Source organism: Cellulomonas composti (assembly GCF_007990245.1).
Taxonomy (GTDB): Bacteria; Actinomycetota; Actinomycetes; order Actinomycetales; family Cellulomonadaceae; genus Cellulomonas; species Cellulomonas composti.
In genome coordinates, this window is record NZ_BJWG01000002.1 from 146,964 (window position 1) to 163,331 (window position 16,368).

A 16,368-nucleotide genomic window follows, 5' to 3' on the forward strand; every position below is an offset into this window, starting at 1 on the left:
GAGTCCGGCGAGGTCACGGTCATCCGGGCGGGTCGCAGCACGTCGAACGGCACGACGAGGGCCGGTCGGCCGCCCGCCGGCGTCACGTCCACCGTGAGCTCCGCGCTCCCCAGCTCACCCGGGTCCGGGGCGACGAGCGTCAGCGCGAGCGGCGCGGTCGCGCGTGCGGCGAGCTCACCCCGGGCGCACGTCACGTCGGCGCCCTCGGCCTGCGGTCCGACCACGCCGACCTGGTCACCGGGCGGCGTCGCGCACGTCCAGTCACCGGTCTCGCCACCCGCCCAGAGGACGCCCGCCGGCAGGTGGACGGTCGCGGTCGGGGCGGACGCCGGCAGTCCCCCCGCGTTGCGCAGCGCGATCGTCGCGGTCACCGGACGCCCCGCGACGAGCGTCGGCACCTGCTGGTCCGCCGCGAGCGCGATTCGCGCGGGCGCGGGGCGCACGACGACCTCGATCGGCTCCGGCTGGTAGTCGATGTCCTCGCCGACGACGCTGAGCTGCACGTCCGCACCCGACGCGTCGAAGGACTCGTCGATGCTCACGCGCACCGACAGGCGTGACGTCGCCCCGCCGGGCAGCGCGTCGAGCGTGCAGCGGGCGTGCTGGCTGTCGGCGACCGTGCACGACCACCCCGGGTCGGCCGCAAGGAAGCCCCAGGCCGTCGCGGCGCGCGACATCCCGGTCGTGAGGCTGTCGACCGTCACGCCGGTGGGCGTCGTGAGCTCGGCGACCAGCGAGCGCGCCGGCTCGTCGCCGCTGTTGCGCAGGGTCAGCGCGAGCTCCTGACCCGCGCTGCCCGCGTCGAGCGCGAGGCCGTCCGACGGGAGCTCGACCGAGACGTCCGCGGGAGCCGGCGGAGGCGTCGTCGGCTCGACCGTGGGTTCGACCGTGGGCTCGATCGTCGGCTCGACGGTGGGTTCGATCGTCGGCTCAGTTGTCGGCTCGCTCGTCGGTTCAGTGGTCGGTTCAGTGGTCGGCTCGCTCGTCGGCTCCGCCGTGGGGCCCGCCGTGGGGCCCGCGGTGGGACGGGACGTCGGGTCGGCACTCGGGTCGGATCCCGGGCCCGGGTCGAAGATCGGTGCGTTCGTCGGGCCCTGCGTCGGGTCGCCCGGGTCGTTCGTCGGGAGCGGTCCCGCGGACGGGTCGGCCGACGAGGACGGCTCGCCGCCCGGTGTCGTCGCCGACGGGGAGCTCGTGGCAGCGACCGGGCCGAGGTCCGGGTCGTCGGAGCCGGAGCGCAGGCCGGTGACGACCGCGACCGCGACCGCGGCGACCACGATCGTGCCCGCGAGCACACCGACCACTCCTGCCGGGATGCTCGCGAGGAACGCCGCGACGCCGCCGACCGAGCTCGCCGCCGAACTGCCCGCAGCACCACCTGCCGCTGCCGCGCCTGCCGCGGCACCGCCGCCCGCACCGCCGGCTCCCGCCTCCTTGCCGAGCTGTCCGAGCGTCGCGCCACCGGCACCGCCGGCACCGCCCGCCGCCGCACCCCACGCACCGGCGGCCGCGAGACCGCCGCCGACGGGCAGCGCGTGCGACAGCGCGCCGACGCCGACAAGACCGAGCACGAGCGGCGCGACGACCGCGCGCATGCCGTGGTTGACGTCGCCCAGCTCCAGCACCAGCGCCCGGCAGTCACCGCACCCGTCGAGGTGCGCCTCGACCTTCGTGGTGTCACGCGCGCTGAGCCCGCCGCGCACGTACGAGCCGAGCTGCCCGGCGAACGCCCGGCACTCCTGCTCGAGCGGGTCCTGCAGGTGCTGCTGCAGGTACGCCTGCCGCAGTCCCTCGCGCGCGCGGTAGGACAGGGCAGCGACACCGTTGGCCGTCAGACCGAGGATCGGCGCGATCTCGGCGGGCGTCAGCCCCTCGACCTCGGTGTGCCACAGCACCGCCTGCCACCGCTGCGGCAACGAGTGGAACGCACGCGCGACGACGCCCCGCTCGAAGCCCGCCAGGGCGGGTTCCTCCGCCGTACCCGCGAGCGCGGTGCCCGCCTCGAGCTCCGCGACGTCGTCGGTGGGTCGTGCACGCCGCGCGCCCTCGCGCCGCACCGCCGCGACCCGGCGCACCACGGTGAACAGGTAGGCGCGGAACGCCTCGTCGGGACCGTGCCCACGGCCCAGCGCGCCGTACACGGCGGTGAACGAGTCCGCGACGACGTCCTCGGCGTCCGCGTCGCCGTCGACGTACCGGCGCGCGACGACGAGGGCCGCACCGGCGTGCCGCTCGTACAGCCCGGCGAAGCCCGCGGGGTCGCCTGCGCGCGCGGAAGCGATCAGCTCCGCGTCGCTGCGGACGACGTCCTCGACATCGGTGTGCGCGGTCAAGGCCCTCTCTTCTCGGAGTCGTACCTTCCAGGGTGGCATACCAGACCAACAGGGAGGAAACGCCCTGGACGGTTGTCCACAGCGTCCGATCGGGTGAAAAGCCCCCGGTCCGCGTCACGACGGGGCCGCAGGTGCCTCTCATGCGGCGTGACCATCGATACCGGCCCCCCTGCCGCTGCGCTCCCGCGCGCCCTGCGCGAGCGGTGGCGCGACGAGAGCACGGCGTCCGTCTGGCGGCGACCGTCGGACTGGTACCACCCCGCCGTCGACGAGCTCGCGACCGCACTGCTGCTCGCCGAGGACCCCGCTCCCGCCGCGGAGCTCCTCGGTGCCGCGCGCGCGGAGGCCGGTGTCGGCATCGGCGAGAGCATCGACGACCTGGCCTGCCTGTACCGCAGCACCACCGGCGGCGAACCGCCGCTCCAGGTCGTCCGCGCGCTGTGCGCGGGCTGGACCGACGCACAGGCCGCGGGCTTCGTCGCGTCGGGCCTCACGGACCCGGAGTCGGGCCTGCCCCGGCGCGACTACCTCGAGCTGCGGCTCGCGGAGTGCTTCCACGACGGCACGGCGGCCGACCACCGGCTGCTGGTCCTCGACGTGGCGGCGGGCGTGCCGGACCCGTTCGCGCGCATGGCACGTTCGGCGGCGGTCGGATCGGCCCTGCAGGACACGTTCGGCGCTGGTCAGCCGATGGCGAGCCTCGGCGGCGGCGTGTTCGTCGTGCTGCTGCGCCCGCAGGACGACGACGGGCAGCCGCTCGCGGCCGAGCTGATCACCGAACGTGCCGCCGCGCTCGACGCCGCGGCCGTCACGCGGTCCCCCGTTCGCTCGTGGACCGAGCCGCTCGCGTCGTCGGCGGTGCTCGCGGTCGACCGGCTCGCGCACCTGCTGCGCGTCTGACGCGCCGCTCGTCGGCCGCGGACGCCCGTGCCCGACGAGTTCGTATCTCTCGGGGGACAAACGCGCGTGCGGGCGTCTACCGTCGAAGGATGACCCCCACCGGCGTGGCTCCTCCCGACCCGGAGACCCACGGCACCGTGCCGAGCTTCGAGTCGATCGACCTCGACGACCCGGGCCCGCTCCTGGCCGCCGGGGTGTGCGCCGACGTCTTCGCCCTGTCCGACGAGTACGTGCTGCGCCGCTACCGCTCGGGACGCGACGCAGGGGCCGAGGTCGCGGTGCTCGAGCACGTCGTCGGGCTCGGGTTCCCTGCGCCGCGGGTCTACGCCTCGCAGGGGCCGCTGCTGCTCATGGAGCGGCTGCACGGCCCGACGCTGCTGCAGGCGCTCGCCGCCGGCGAGGTCTCGCTGACCGACGGTGCCGCGGTGCTCGCGGACCTGCACGCGCGGCTGCACGCGCTCCCGGTCCCGGCGGCGTGGGACGGCGGCGACGAGTCGTGGCCGCACGCGACCGGCGGCCCCGCGATCGTGCACCTGGACCTGCACCCCGGCAACGTCATCCTCACGTCGACCGGCCCCGCGGTGGTCGACTGGGCCAACGCCCGCACCGGAACACCCGCGCTCGACGTCGTCGTCACCGCGCTCGTGCTCGCCGAGGTCGCGGTCGACGCCGGCGGCGACTACTCGCACGCGGCCCGCGCGCTGCTCGTCGCCTACCTTGCCCACACGGATCTGGCCCATGCGGACACCGACGTGCTCGCCGTGCTCGACGACGCCGCCGCACTGCGCCACCAGGACCCGGCGCTCGTCTCGGGCGAGTACGAGCTCGTCGCGCCGGCCGTGGCGCTCGTCCGCACCCTCGTCGAGCTCGCGCGCTGATCGCACGCCGACCGGGCTGACCTCTCGCCAAACGCCTCCCCGTACGCCTCCCGGCGTGGTGGGATGCGTGCATGACGCAGGCCGACGAGACGCTGACCCCCGCCGGCTGGTACCCCCGGCCCGCCGAGCCAGGCTTCGTGCAGTTCTGGACGGGCGTCGAGTGGGCGGACGTGCGCCTGCCGGAGCGGTTGCCCGACGGGCGCCCGGTGCGCACCGGTCCCCTGCCGTTCGGGGCGGGTGACGCGATCAGCTTCGTCGTGGACCAGGTCGCCGGTGACACCGCGGCACGGGACCGCACGCCGCAGACGCGGGCCACCACCGCGCTCATGCGGCTGACCGACCTCGACGACGTGCTCGCCGCCGCCGAGGCGTACGCGACGGGTGCGGAGGTCGCCGAGCGACTGCCCTTGGTCGCGGGCGGCGTGATGGTCACCGACGCGCTCGTCGGGTTCGACGTCAAGAGCCCGTTCGGCATGCGCCTCGGCCTGATCGGGGCGGTGTGGCTCGGGCTCTGGGGAATCGGGCTGCTGGTCGCCGGTGTCGTCTGGAACGTCGTGCCGTGGGGTCATGCGGCGCTGCCTGCTCTGCTGGACATCGCCGTGCGGGCGCTGCTCCCGCTCGTCGGGGTCGCCCTGGTCGGCGCCGCGGTCGTCGTGGCGGTCGCGCGCATCTCCGGGCTCGGGAAGGGCAGCGTCCTGTTGGCGCGCGGCGGTCGCGACGCCGTGCGGTACGCCGCCGGCTGGCGGCCCTCTGACCTGCGACGAGGGCTCGCCGAGACTATTTACGCAACACGGTCTTTTCGCAAAAGACGCCTCTGACCTGCGATGTTAGTCAGTCTTGCCTTGCTAGCGCCCATTTACGAAAGGGTCTAGCGTCGGTCGGGACGGAGCCCCCCCAGCCCGCCCCACCACCCGGAGGTGCCACATGACCGACCTCATGGAGCTGCCCACGATCACCGAGTGTTCGGTGTCGGGCTGCTCGTACAACGACCACTCCAACTGCCACGCGGCCGCAATCACCGTCGGCGGCAGCAACGGCGACGCGAAGTGCGCGACCTTCATCCCGCTGGGCATCAAGGGCGGCCTCGACAAGGTCATCTCGCACGTCGGCGCCTGCCAGCGCGCGGACTGCACGCACAACTCGTCGCTCGAGTGCACCGCCTCGTCCGTGCGCGTCGGCGCCGGCCACGACATCGCCGACTGCCTCACCTACGACCCCAGCTGACCCCACCCAGCTCACCCCCACCCGAGCCGCCCCGCCCCCGCCGCCCGTCCCGTCCCGCCCCTGTCCCGTCCCCGTCCCTGACGGCAGGGATGGATGCAGCATCCGGCGGGTGCACCGGCCGGGAGCTGCATCCATGCCTGCATCGACGTGCAGTCGCGGGTGGGTGGGACGTGCGTGGGTGGGTTGTGGGTGGCGGGTCGGTCGGGGGGTGGGACCTCGGGCGTCCGGGGGGCGGGGCCCGCGACGTAGGCTCGTGCCGTGGCAACCTTCTCCAGCGTGACGCGGCAGAACATCCTCCAGGCGATCGCGGAGTACGACAGCCGCGGTGAGAGCGACTTCCTCGGGGTGTACGGCTTCGACCCGCTGGCCGACTACTCGTTGCTCCACGACGGCCGCCGCTACGACCCGCGGGCCGTCCTCGGCGTCGCGCACCGCTTCGCGACCGGGCGCCTGGCAGCCGCGAACGAGATGAGCGGCGGGGCCCACGGCGCGGCCGGCATCCTGCGCAAGCGTGGCTTCGAGGTCACCGAGCCGCCGCGCTCGGCGCGCACCCCGGCACCGGCCCGCCGCGCGCCCGTCCGCCGCTCCGCGACCCCCGAACGCGTCGAGGCCATCTGCCCGACCTGCTCGATGACGCTGCCGGGCACCGGCGTGTGCGACTACTGCGGCTGACGTCCGGGAGGGTCCGGTGACCAGCGCACCGAGCACCGAGTACGACCGGTTCGGCCCGTGGATCGACCGCGTCGAGTCGCCCGACGACGTGCCGCGGCTCTTCCGGGGCCACGAGATCGACTTCGGGTCGTCGCCGACGGTCCTGAAGGTGCCGCGCAACGTCGCGCGCCGCGACGCCCACCCGGCGATGGACCTGTACGACCACCTCGTGGTCCTCCAGGGGCGGACGCTGACGTGCCTGAGCCGCCGGACGACGGTCGCGGACGGCCCGGGCTTCGACCGGACCGACGTCCCGGTCGACGACGTCGTGGCGATCCGGGATGCCGTCAGCCTGCTCGACGGCAGCCTGACCATCAGGTCGCGCACGGGTGCGCAGGTGCGGTTCGCCTACAACGGCTCGGCCCGCTCGGCGGTGACCGGTCTCGTCGACGAGCTCCGCGGACTCCTGACGCCGGCCGCGCCCGCGAGCCTCGGGGGCCGGCTGCGGGCCGCGACCGCCGAGCATGCGCTGCCGACGAGCGCCATCGCCCTGCAGGCCGTCGACGTGGCGCTCGTCTCCGACCACCGCGCCGCGGCCCGCGCGCTGCCGGGGCTGACCGCCTGGGCCTGCCACGACCGGGTCGTCGTGACCCCTCGGCCCGGCGGGCTCGTCGGGTCCGTCCGGCGGGCGCTGCACGCGCTGAACCCGATGACCCTGCACGGCGGCGTGCTCGCGGGCGACGACGTCGCGCTCGAGGTGTTCGGCCGGCACGCGTCGCTGATCCGCGGCCGGGCCCCGGCGCTGTCCGCGTCCCGCCTGGTCGTGCCCTGGGCCGGCCTCGACCGGGTCGAGGTCGAGCCGCACCCCGTGTACGAGGGGGTGTCGGACGTCGTGCTCGTCGGAGGCGCCTCGACGAGCACGCTCCACCTCCCGTCCGGCTCGCGCACCACCCGGGTGCTCACCGCGGCCGTCGAACGCGCGCAGCAGAGCCCGCCCCGCACCCCCAGGGACTGAAGGCCCTGGCACGCCCGGGTCCCCGGGCGTTGCCTGAAGAGAGCGGGACCGCGTCGACCGGTCGCGGCTCCCCCTCTCGGAGGTGGGAAGCATGAGGCGCATCATCGTCGGGATCGAAAGGTCCGCCCACAGCGGCGCGGCGCTCGACTGGGCCGCCCGCCGGTGCGAGCACCCGACCGCACGGCTCGTCGTGGTGCACTGCACCGGGTACACGCTCACGGAGTTCGACCTGCCGAACAACCTGCTGGACCCGGACGCCGCGGACCTGCTCGCGAACGCGGAGGCCCGCGCGCGCGAGCTCGTGCCGGGCCTGGAGGTCGAGACGCGCCTGGACCGGCGTCGCCCCGCACAGGCGCTGGTCGAGCTCGCCGGACCCGACGACCTGCTCGTCGTCGGCACGCACCGGCTCAGCCCCGCCGAGCGTGCCTTCGCCGGATCGCTCGCCTACCAGGTCGCCGCGCACGCGCCGTGCCCCGTCGCGGTCGTGCCCGGGCCACCTCGTGCGGATGCGACGGGCATCGTCGTCGGCGTGGACGACTCGTCGTACAGCGTCGCGGCGCTCGACGTGGCCGCGAGTTTGTGCGAGTGGACGGGTCACGACCTGCACGTGGTGCACGCGCTGTCCGACGCGTCCGTCTACGCCGGTCGCGAGAGCTTTCCCACCGAGGTCGTCGCGACCTACCACCAGTCGCAGCGCCTGATCCTCAGCGAGGTGATGGCCGGCCTCGCCGAACGGCACCCCGACGTCCGGGTGCACGCGGACCTCTCGAACGAACGGCCGGCCAAGGCGCTCCTGACCGCCGCGAGCAGCGCCTGGCTCCTCGTGGTCGGCAGCCGCGGCCGGCACGGTCTGCCCCGGCTGCTGCTCGGCTCCACGAGCCACACCGTCGTGCTGAACGCCCGGTGCCCCGTGCTCGTCGTCCGCGCTCGTGAGGGCGCTCAGTGAGGGCGCTCAGTGAGGGCGCTCGGTGAGGGCGCTCAGGCGACGCCGCGGATCCGCACCACGAGCACCGAACCGAGCACGCTGACCAGCGCGGCCAAGGTGTACAGCCCGCGGTAGCCGAGGCCCGCGCCGATCACGCCTGCCGCGACCACGGGCGCGAGCACCTGCGGCAGCGTGTTGGCGATGTTGATGACGCCCAGGTCCTTGGCGCGGTCCCCCGCGGCAGGCAGCACCTGCGTGATGAGCGCGAAGTCCACCGCGGTGTACGTGCCGAACCCGATGCCGAGCACCACCGCCGCGACGTAGGCCGCCGGCAGGGTCGGCACCAGGGCGAAGAGCTGCAGCGCCACCGCCGTCACGATCCCTGACCAGATGACGAACACCTTGCGCCGGCCCATGCGGTCCGACCACCGCCCACCGAGGTAGGCCGTGATCACCGTCGTGACGCCGTACACCGCGGTCAGCGTGAACACCGCGCTCTCGGCCGCGTCGTCGGCCAGGCCCACCTCGTCGGTCAGGTAGTAGAGCAGGTAGAGCACCAGCAGCGCGTTGCCGAGGTTCATGAGGAAGCGCGTGATCCACGCCCAGCCGTAGTCCGGGTGCCGGCGGGGCGAGACCCAGAAGCCGCGCAGGAACGCGCGCCAGCGCATCGGCGGGCGCAGCTCGCGGGGCAGTGCGACGTCCCGCGAGTCCAGCGCGTACGGGATCGTCGTCACGACGAGCACCGCGGCGAGCGTCAGGTAGCCGGCGGCGATGCTGCCGGTGGCCGCGGCCACGCCCGAGCCGGCGATGACGCCGACGGTCTGGGCGATCGCGAGCACGCCTCCGACGACGCCGCGCTCGCGTTCCGGCACCTGGTCGGGCACCACCGCGGTGATCGCGGCCAGCATCGCGTTGAGCCCCGCCTGCGCGAGCGCCCAGGCGAGCACCATCGTCGGGACGCTGTGCGCACCCGCGAGCAGCAGCATCGCGACCGCGCCGGCCCCCGCGCCGCCCACCACCCACGGCAGCCGGCGGCCGACGCGGAGCACGGTGCGGTCCGAGAACGCGCCCCACACGGGGTTGAGCACCATCGAGACGGCTGCACCCACGCCCGTGACCAGCGAGAGCACGGCCTCCTTGTGGTCGGGCGAGACCGCCTCGGCCTGCTGCGCGAGCAGCACCTGGATGGGCCCGAAGAAGCCCGACCACAGCCCGATGCTCGCGAGCACCAGCCACGCGACCCACACGCGCGACGTGCGCGCGGTCGGCTCCGCGAGCGCTCGGTCCACGGCCGGGACGCTCATGCGCGGGCCCGGTGCGCCCGGATGACGTCGGCGTACCAGCCGAACGAGCGCTTGGGCGTGCGGGCGAGCGTCCCGTAGTCCACGTGGACGAGCCCGAATCGTTGCGTGAAGCCGTCGGCCCACTCGAAGTTGTCGAGCAGCGACCAGCAGCAGTAGCCGCGCACGTCGACGCCGCGCCGGACGGCGTCCGCGACCGCTCGCAGGTGCCCGTCGAGGTAGTCGATCCGCGCCTGGTCGTCGACGACGCCGTTCTCGTCGGGTCCGGTGCCGTACGAGCAGCCGTTCTCGGTCACGACGATCGGCGGGATCCCCGGGTAGCGCTCGGCGAGCCCGACGAGAAGGTCCGTGAACGCCGCCGGTACCACGGGCCAGCCGAAGTCGGTCGTCGGGTAACCGGGGACCACGTCCACCTCGAACGGGACGGGCGCGCCGGGCGCGGCCGCCCGGACGCCCTGCGGGTTGTAGTAGTTCACGCCGTAGAAGTCGAGGGGCTGCGAGATCACCGCCAGGTCGTCGGCCACCGGCCCCGGCAACGCCTCCGCGATGCCCTCGGGGTACGTGCCGAGCAGCACCGGGTCCGCGAACAGCCGGTTCCAGAGCGTGTCGAACAGGCCCGCGGCGGCCACGTCCGCATCGTCGTCGGACAGCGGCCACACGGGTGCGTGGTTCGTCGCGGTGCCGATGCCGCTCGCACCCGCGGCGCGCAGCGCCTGCACCGCGAGCCCGTGCGCGAGCAGCGCGTGGTGCGCGACCGGCAGCGCGCCGAACGCGAGCGCCTTGCCCGGCGCGAGCGAGCCGTCGCCGTACCCGTTGAGCGCCAGCACGTTCGGCTCGTTGACCGGGCACCAGTGCGTCACGCGGTCGCCGAGCAGCTCGCCCATGATCCCGGCGTACTCGCCGAGCCGCAGCGCGGTCTCCCGCACCTGCCAGCCGCCCTCGTCCTCGAGCGCCTGCGGCAGGTCCCAGTGGTACAGCGTCGCCATCGGGCGGATGCCCGCCGCGAGCAGCGCGTCGACGAGGCGGTCGTAGAAGTCCAGACCCGCGCGGTTCGCCGGCCCCCGCCCGTCGGGCTGGATGCGCGGCCAGGCGATCGAGAACCGGTAGACGTCCAGCCCCAGCTCGCGCATGAGGGCCACGTCCTGCGGCCAGCGGTGGTAGTGGTCGCACGTGACCGCGCCCGTGCTGCCGTCGCGCACGCGCCCCGGCTCGGCGGTGAACGTGTCCCAGATGCTCCGGCCGCGCCCGTCCTCGGCGACCGCACCCTCGATCTGGTACGCCGCGGTGCTCGCGCCGAACAGGAAGTCCGGGCGAAGCCCCCGGGTCGGGTCGCTGCTGTTCACGGGCGGCTCCTGCCTGCGAGGTCGTCACGCGCAACGTACTGCGCCGCGTGCTCCGCGCGTGGCAGCCACGTCCGGGTCGCGGCCCGGCCCGTCGACGTTCCCCCGTCCGGCCGGGCCGCGATGATGACGGGGCGCGTCACGCTCGGCCGGCCCGGGGCATAGGAGGGGTATGAGCACCGACGAACCGCCGGACGACGAGCTGCTCGCCCGACTCCGGCTCCATCCCGACGCGATCGGGCTGCTCTTCGAGCGGCACGCCCGCGCGGTCCACCGCTTCCTCGCCCGCCGCACCGGCCCCCAGGCCGCCGACGACCTGCTCGCCGAGGTCTTCGTCGCGGCGACCACCGCACGCGAACGCGTCCACGCGCACCCCTCCGGTTCGGCGCTGCCGTGGCTGTACGGGATCGCGCGCAACGTCGTGCGGGCCCATCTGCGCCGGCGGGCACCGACCCCCGGGTGGCCACCGGACGACCACATGGACTGGGCGGCGGTCGACGACCGTCTCGACGCCCTCGGCCGTCGCGACGAGCTGCGACGCGCACTGGCCGCGCTCACCCCCGACGAGCGTGACGTGCTGCTGCTCGTCGCCTGGGACGGCCTCACCCCCGCCGAGGCCGGTTCGGTGCTCGGCATCAGCGGCGACGCCGCGCGCTCCCGCCTGGCGCGGGCCCGCCGCCGCGCCCAGGCCGCCCTCGACTCCGCTCCCCGGAAGGACATCTCATGGACCTGACCACGCTTCTCGACGAGACCGCCCCGACGATCTCGGCACCGTCCGACACCACGCTCCGGCGCGCCCGGGCCGCGCTCGACACCCAGGTGCGCGTCTCCCAGCTGCACGTGGCCACCGCCCGCCGCTCGCGACGCCGGCGCACCGGGCTCGTCGCGCTGGTGTCCGTGGCGGCCGCGGGCGCGCTCGTCGTCGCGCCCACCGTGGGCCTCGGCGGCCACGCGCCGCAGGACTCCGCGCAGGCGGCCGCCGTGCTCGTCGCTGCCGGGGCCGCGGCGGCCGGGCAGCCGGACACGGTCGACGCGCCCTTCTGGCACGTCGACCTGGAGTTCGCGTACGCGGGCAAGGAGCCGTTGCGGACCCAGCTCTGGATCGACCACGACGGGATCGCCCGCGTCCAGAACGAGGAGCTCCAGGCCGAGCCCCGCGCCGTGCCCGGCGACGACGGCGTCTACACGTCGTCGTTCGCGGGCTCGTCGCTCGACGACGGCCGGACCACGGACTGGGCGGGGATCGCGGCGCTGCCCACCGATCCGGCCGCGCTCGAGGCGCTGCTGCGCGCCCGGATCGGCCAGGACCGTGGACCCACCCCGGACGTCGAGCTGTGGTCCGTGGTGACCGGGCTGCTCAGCGGAGCCCCGGCGACGCCCGCGCTGCGTGCGGCCCTCTGGGAGGTCGCCGCCGCCGTGCCGGGCGTCGAGCTCGTCGGCACCACCACCGACCACGCCGGACGCACCGGCACCGCCGTCGAGCTCGACCAGACGGGCATCGGCTGGTACCGCGAGCGGCTGATCCTCGACCCGGCCGACGGCCGCCTGCTCGAGCAGGTCGCGTTCGACGCGAGCGGCGCGGTGGACCACTGGTCGACGTACCTGGAGCAGGGCCCCGCACAGTCGGCGCCCGACATCGACCCGCCGCTGTGCGGACCGGGTTCCGGAGTGTCCTGCTGACCGACCGCCGGCACGCACGTCGGAGCCACGCGCCGGGCGATCACTCGCCCCGCGCGTGGCTCCGGCGCGTCAGCCGGCCGACGACCTGCGACGTGCTCGTGGTCGAGCTGCGCCGCACGCTCGCGCCGCTCAGTCCTTGACCGCACCCGCGGTCACGCCGGCCGCGACGTACCGCTGCGCGACGACCAGCAGGACCGCCGTGGGGATCGAGGCGATCACCGCGGTCGCCATCATCGGACCCCACTCCTGGTTCTGCGCGCCGATGAAGTCGTAGATGCCCATGGTGATCGGGCGCAGGTTCCCGCCCTCGCGGTTCAGCGTGGACGCGAACAGGAAGTCCGACCACGCCCACAGGAAGGCGAAGAGCGCGACCGTCACCGCCGAGTTCCGCGAGATCGGGAGGACCACCGACCGGAAGGTGCGCCAGTGCGACGCGCCGTCGATCTGCGCGGCCTGGAGCAGCTCGCCCGGGATCCCGGCCATGAACGCCGAGAAGAGCATCACCGCGAACGGCACGGCGATCGTCGAGTCCGCCAGGATCAGGCCCGGGACGGTGTTGAGGATGTCGAGCCGGGAGTAGATCTGGTAGAAGCCCAGCGCCATCACCACCGCGGGGATCATCTGCGCCACGATCAGCGAGAAGTTCAGCACGCGTCGACCGGGGACGAACAGCCGTGACACGGCGAACCCCGCGGGCGCGGAGATCAGGAGCGTCAGCGCCACGGTGCCGAGCCCGACGAGCAGGCTCGTCCCGAGGTACGGGAGCTGCTGGCTCAACGCCTGCGAGTAGTGCTCGAACGTCGGGTTGTGGGGGAACAGGTCCGCACTGCGGATCGCGTCCCGGGGAGTCAGGGAGACGTTCACCATCCAGTAGACGGGGAACAGCATCACCGCGGTCAGGATCACGCCGATGGTCGTCTTCCACCACGCCCGGCGCACCCGGTTGTCCCGACCGGCGGGCGCTGTGCCCGTGCTGCTGAGGGTTGCCACGGACGTGCTCATCGGTCAGCCTCCTGCCGGCGCTGCACTGCGAGATAGATGAAGCCCATCGCGAGCGCGATGACGAGAAGGATCGTGCCGACCACCGAGGCCTCCGAGTAGCGGATGACGCCGGACGAGCCCTTGCCGAACGCCATCGAGTACGCCCACGTCGCGAGGGTCTGCGAGGTGCCCGTGCCCATCGTCATGATCCAGATGATGTCGACGACCTTGAGCGTGTAGACGAAGCCCAGCAGCAGCGTGATCGCCGTGACCGGCTTGAGCAGCGGGAAGGTGATCGACCAGAACTGCCGCCACGGGCCGGCCCCGTCGAGCGAGGCGGCCTCGTACAGGTCGCCGGAGATGTTCTGCAGGCCCGAGTAGAGGATCACGAGGTTGAACGGGATGCCCAGCCAGATGTTCGCGATGGTCACGGACATCAGGGAGTTCTCCGCGTTGAGCCACCAGACGGGGTCGACGCCGAAGATGCCGAGGAACTGGTTGAGGATGCCGGAGTCGGCGTCCATCATCCACTGCCACGTCGTGCCGGACACGATGATCGGCAGCAGCCACGGCACGAGGAACAGGCCTCGGAGCACCGCCGACAGCGGGAAGACCCGTCGGAAGAACACCGCGAGGGCCAGCCCGATGACGTACTGGAACGTGAGCGACACGATCACGAAGATGGCCGTCTGGCGCACGGTCGGCCAGAACTGCGGCGACGAGATCACCTCGCCGAAGATGTCGAACCCGACGAACGGCGCCTCACCCGTGACGAACGACGCCCTGGTGAACCTGTGCAGGCTCATCGAGACGTTCTCGACGAGTGGGTACAGGTAGAAGATCAACAGGTAGGCGAGCAGCGGGAGCGCGAAGGCGAGCCCGACCCAGGTGGTCGGTCGCAGGTTCCTCAGCCGGCCGGTCCGAGCGCCCGGGGCTCGCCCCGGGCCCTCCGTCACGAGCTCCCCCGCAGGCATCGGGGGTGTGTGGAGTGCCACTGCAGTCACCCTTCCTTCGACGTGCGCCGGGCGCCGACCAGGCCGAGCAGCCCGTGGTGGCGGTCGTCCCGCGCGAAGACGGGAATGGTGGCGAGCGGTGCCTCGACGTCGAGCCACCGCCCGCCGTCGTGGACCTCACCGGTCGTCAGGTTCGTCCAGAGTGCGCCATCCGGCAGGTACACGCTGCGCGCGGTGGCGTGCGGTTCGAGCACGGGGGCGACCAGGAGGTCGGGTCCGTACATGTACTGGTCGCCGAGGTCCCAGCACACCGGGTCGGCGGGGAACTCGTGGAACATGCCGCGCATCACGGGCTGCCCGTTCTCGTGCGCGTCCCGCATGAGCTCACGCGAGTAGGGCCGCAGCTCCTCGCGCAGGTGCACGTAGTCGGCGAGGATCTCGTAGACGTCCTCGCCGAAGCTCCAGAGCTCGTTCGGTGCACCGCTCTCGAGCCGACGCGATCCGTCGCTCGCCGTGACCCGCTCGGTCGGCTTCCGGTCGCCGTGCATCCGCATGACCGGGCAGAAGGCGCCGAACTGGAACCACCGCACGAGCAGGTCCCGGAAGTCCGGGTCCTCGATGTTGCCGTCGTGGAAGCCACCGATGTCGGTCGTGAACCAGGGGATCCCCGCGACACCCATGTGGATCCCGGCCGTGATCTGGCGCCGGAAGTCCTCGTACGTCGAGTGGATGTCGCCGGACCACACGAGCGCGCCGTAGCGCTGGCTCCCGGCCCACGCGCACCGCAGCAGGTTCACGACGTCGCCCTGACCCGCTGCGGTCTGGCCCTCGTAGAACGCGCGGGCGTACGCCTGCGGGTACAGGTTGCCGACCTGCAGGTTCGACCCGTCGTGGTACCGGTAGTTGTCGAAGTGGTACTCGCTGTACTCCGGCTCGGCCTCGTCGAGCCAGAACAGCCGGACGCCGAGGTCGTAGTAGTTCTTCCGGCACAGCTCCCACGTGAGGGCGCGGGCCTCGGGGTTCGTCGCGTCGAGGAAGACGCTCGGACCCTCGAAGGCCATCTGGATGTCGAGCCCGCGTTCGGTCCGCACGAGGGCGTTGCGGCGCTTGTACTCGTCGAAGTTCTCCGACTCGATCGAGATCTGCGGCCACACGGAGACCATGAGCTCGATCCCGAGGTCGTTCAGCTCGGCGACCATCGCCGCCGGATCGGGCCAGAACTCCGCGTCGAACCGGAAGTCACCCATCTTCGGCCAGTGGAAGAAGTCCGCCACGATGACGTCCATCGGCAGGCCTCGGCGCTTGTGCTCCCGTGCGACGTCGAGGAGCTGCTCCTGGTTCCAGTAGCGGAGCTTGCACTGCCAGTACCCGAGTCCGTACTCGGGCATCATCGGCGCGTGCCCCGTCGCGTCCGCGTACGAGGCGGTGATGGCGGCGGGCGTCGCACCGGCGGTGATCCAGTAGTCGAGCTGGACCGACGACTCGGCGTGCCACTCGGTGCGGTTGGCGGCGAACGTCGCGCGACCGATCGCGGGGTTGTGCCACAGGAAGCCGTAGCCACGGCTCGAGAGCACGAACGGGATGCTTGCCTGGGAGTTGCGGTGGGCGAGCTCGAACGAGCACCCCTTGATGTCGAGGATGTCCTGCTGGTACTGACCCATCCCGTAGAGCTTCTCGCCGGGGTTCGCCTCGAACGAGGCCGTCAGCTGGTGGTCCCCGCCGATGATCGGCCGGTACCCACGGGCGCGGAGCTTGAGCGAGCCACCGGTGTCCTGCTCCTTGAGCAGCACGTTCCCGGCTTCGTCGCGGAACTCGATCGTGGAGGTGGGGACGCGGTAGCCGACCTGGATGTCGAAGGCCGTCCGAGCGTGCAGGACCGCGGTGATCGAGCCGTTGGTCACGACCGCACGGCCGTCCTCGACGCGCACCTGTGCGTCCCGCAGGCCCGACGGGAGCAGGGCGTACTCCGTGTCGGCGATCTGGCCGGCTCTCGTCGCCCGGACGCGCAGGGCGTTCGGCCCCCACGCCTGGACGAGGATGGTCTCACCGTCGCCCCGCCACCGGACGCCGTCGGTCCGAGCCTCGAATGCACTCGCGGTCATGATTGTCGGTCCCTCCTGATCAGGTCGGTTCGGTCGGGGCGCGCACGCTCGCGACCATCGGTCGCCGGTGCGGTGGGGCGCGCGT

14 protein-coding genes and 1 pseudogene are annotated in these 16,368 nt (G+C 73.3%); 9 read left to right on the plus strand and 6 right to left on the minus strand.

The window, feature by feature from the left end:
• Positions 1 to 1,643: 1,643 nt before the first annotated feature.
• Positions 1,644 to 2,372: pseudogene (locus tag CCO02nite_RS16425) on the minus strand (sigma-70 family RNA polymerase sigma factor); the annotation flags it as partial.
• A 108-nt stretch (positions 2,373 to 2,480) separates the two neighbouring features.
• Between CCO02nite_RS16425 and CCO02nite_RS03265 the strand changes: the two are divergent.
• The 7 genes from CCO02nite_RS03265 (at position 2,481) to CCO02nite_RS03295 (ending at position 7,947) form a co-directional block, all read left to right on the plus strand.
• A complete protein-coding gene (locus tag CCO02nite_RS03265) occupies positions 2,481 to 3,233 on the plus strand; it encodes a hypothetical protein (RefSeq protein WP_246117313.1) in 753 nt (250 codons plus the stop codon).
• Positions 3,234 to 3,322: 89 nt separating this feature from the next.
• Positions 3,323 to 4,111 (plus strand): phosphotransferase family protein, encoded by a 789-nt coding sequence (locus CCO02nite_RS03270; RefSeq protein WP_222593124.1) that lies wholly within the window; start codon positions 3,323 to 3,325, stop codon positions 4,109 to 4,111.
• A gap of 71 nt (positions 4,112 to 4,182) precedes the next feature.
• Positions 4,183 to 4,929 (plus strand): hypothetical protein, encoded by a 747-nt coding sequence (locus CCO02nite_RS15610; protein ID WP_186812564.1) that lies wholly within the window; start codon positions 4,183 to 4,185, stop codon positions 4,927 to 4,929.
• 106 nt (positions 4,930 to 5,035) lie between these two features.
• Positions 5,036 to 5,335 (plus strand): DUF1540 domain-containing protein, encoded by a 300-nt coding sequence (locus tag CCO02nite_RS03280; protein ID WP_146841611.1) that lies wholly within the window; start codon positions 5,036 to 5,038, stop codon positions 5,333 to 5,335.
• A 258-nt stretch (positions 5,336 to 5,593) separates the two neighbouring features.
• Positions 5,594 to 6,007 carry a ScoMcrA-related endonuclease gene (locus tag CCO02nite_RS03285; RefSeq protein ID WP_146841612.1) on the plus strand — a complete coding sequence of 138 codons (414 nt, stop codon included), beginning with the start codon at positions 5,594 to 5,596 and terminating at the stop codon, positions 6,005 to 6,007.
• Between the two features lie 16 nt (positions 6,008 to 6,023).
• Positions 6,024 to 7,001 carry a hypothetical protein gene (locus CCO02nite_RS03290; protein ID WP_146841613.1) on the plus strand — a complete coding sequence of 326 codons (978 nt, stop codon included), beginning with the start codon at positions 6,024 to 6,026 and terminating at the stop codon, positions 6,999 to 7,001.
• A 91-nt stretch (positions 7,002 to 7,092) separates the two neighbouring features.
• Positions 7,093 to 7,947 carry a universal stress protein gene (locus tag CCO02nite_RS03295; RefSeq protein ID WP_146841614.1) on the plus strand — a complete coding sequence of 285 codons (855 nt, stop codon included), beginning with the start codon at positions 7,093 to 7,095 and terminating at the stop codon, positions 7,945 to 7,947.
• Between the two features lie 32 nt (positions 7,948 to 7,979).
• Here the strand turns inward: CCO02nite_RS03295 and CCO02nite_RS03300 are convergent, their stop codons facing one another.
• Together CCO02nite_RS03300 and CCO02nite_RS03305 are read right to left on the minus strand one after the other, a co-directional pair.
• Complete coding sequence (locus tag CCO02nite_RS03300) at positions 7,980 to 9,215, minus strand: MFS transporter (RefSeq protein ID WP_246117314.1); 1,236 nt, start codon at positions 9,213 to 9,215, stop codon at positions 7,980 to 7,982.
• An 11-nt stretch (positions 9,216 to 9,226) separates the two neighbouring features.
• Entirely contained in the window at positions 9,227 to 10,570 is a 1,344-nt protein-coding gene (locus tag CCO02nite_RS03305; RefSeq protein ID WP_146841616.1) for a GH1 family beta-glucosidase, read from the minus strand.
• Between the two features lie 169 nt (positions 10,571 to 10,739).
• On the opposite strand from CCO02nite_RS03305, the gene CCO02nite_RS03310 reads away from it, so the two are divergent.
• Both CCO02nite_RS03310 and CCO02nite_RS03315 read left to right on the plus strand, forming a co-directional pair.
• Positions 10,740 to 11,300: an RNA polymerase sigma factor gene (locus CCO02nite_RS03310; RefSeq protein ID WP_146841617.1), complete on the plus strand. Its 561-nt coding sequence runs from the start codon at positions 10,740 to 10,742 to the stop codon at positions 11,298 to 11,300.
• The gene (locus tag CCO02nite_RS03315; RefSeq protein ID WP_146841618.1) at positions 11,291 to 12,247 is read left to right on the plus strand and encodes a CU044_5270 family protein; all 957 of its coding nucleotides are present in this window, start codon (positions 11,291 to 11,293) and stop codon (positions 12,245 to 12,247) included. The genes CCO02nite_RS03310 and CCO02nite_RS03315 overlap by 10 nt, the downstream gene beginning before the upstream one ends.
• Before the next feature lie 129 nt (positions 12,248 to 12,376).
• Here the strand turns inward: CCO02nite_RS03315 and CCO02nite_RS03320 are convergent, their stop codons facing one another.
• Genes CCO02nite_RS03320 through CCO02nite_RS03330 form a run of 3 tightly spaced genes read right to left on the minus strand, consistent with a single transcriptional unit; the run spans position 12,377 to position 16,283 of the window.
• Positions 12,377 to 13,249, minus strand: coding sequence for a carbohydrate ABC transporter permease (locus CCO02nite_RS03320; protein ID WP_146841619.1), 873 nt, complete (start codon positions 13,247 to 13,249; stop codon positions 12,377 to 12,379).
• Entirely contained in the window at positions 13,246 to 14,202 is a 957-nt protein-coding gene (locus CCO02nite_RS03325) for a carbohydrate ABC transporter permease (protein ID WP_146841620.1), read from the minus strand. Before CCO02nite_RS03325 ends, CCO02nite_RS03320 begins: the two co-directional genes overlap by 4 nt.
• Before the next feature lie 26 nt (positions 14,203 to 14,228).
• Positions 14,229 to 16,283, minus strand: a complete 2,055-nt coding sequence (locus CCO02nite_RS03330) for a glycoside hydrolase family 31 protein (protein ID WP_146841621.1) — start codon at positions 16,281 to 16,283, stop codon at positions 14,229 to 14,231.
• Between the last annotated feature and the right edge of the window lie 85 nt (positions 16,284 to 16,368).

What these genes read in the sequence shown, in the direction of transcription:
- CCO02nite_RS03310 (WP_146841617.1), top strand. Translation starts at nt 10,740, where the DNA reads ATGAGCACCGACGAACCGCCGGACGACGAGCTGCTCGCCCGACTCCGG.
- CCO02nite_RS03280 (WP_146841611.1), top strand. Translation starts at nt 5,036, where the DNA reads ATGACCGACCTCATGGAGCTGCCCACGATCACCGAGTGTTCGGTGTCG.
- CCO02nite_RS03330 (WP_146841621.1), bottom strand. Translation starts at nt 16,283, where the DNA reads ATGACCGCGAGTGCATTCGAGGCTCGGACCGACGGCGTCCGGTGGCGG.
- CCO02nite_RS03325 (WP_146841620.1), bottom strand. Translation starts at nt 14,202, where the DNA reads ATGCCTGCGGGGGAGCTCGTGACGGAGGGCCCGGGGCGAGCCCCGGGC.
- CCO02nite_RS03295 (WP_146841614.1), top strand. Translation starts at nt 7,093, where the DNA reads ATGAGGCGCATCATCGTCGGGATCGAAAGGTCCGCCCACAGCGGCGCG.
- CCO02nite_RS03270 (WP_222593124.1), top strand. Translation starts at nt 3,323, where the DNA reads ATGACCCCCACCGGCGTGGCTCCTCCCGACCCGGAGACCCACGGCACC.
- CCO02nite_RS15610 (WP_186812564.1), top strand. Translation starts at nt 4,183, where the DNA reads ATGACGCAGGCCGACGAGACGCTGACCCCCGCCGGCTGGTACCCCCGG.
- CCO02nite_RS03315 (WP_146841618.1), top strand. Translation starts at nt 11,291, where the DNA reads ATGGACCTGACCACGCTTCTCGACGAGACCGCCCCGACGATCTCGGCA.
- CCO02nite_RS03320 (WP_146841619.1), bottom strand. Translation starts at nt 13,249, where the DNA reads ATGAGCACGTCCGTGGCAACCCTCAGCAGCACGGGCACAGCGCCCGCC.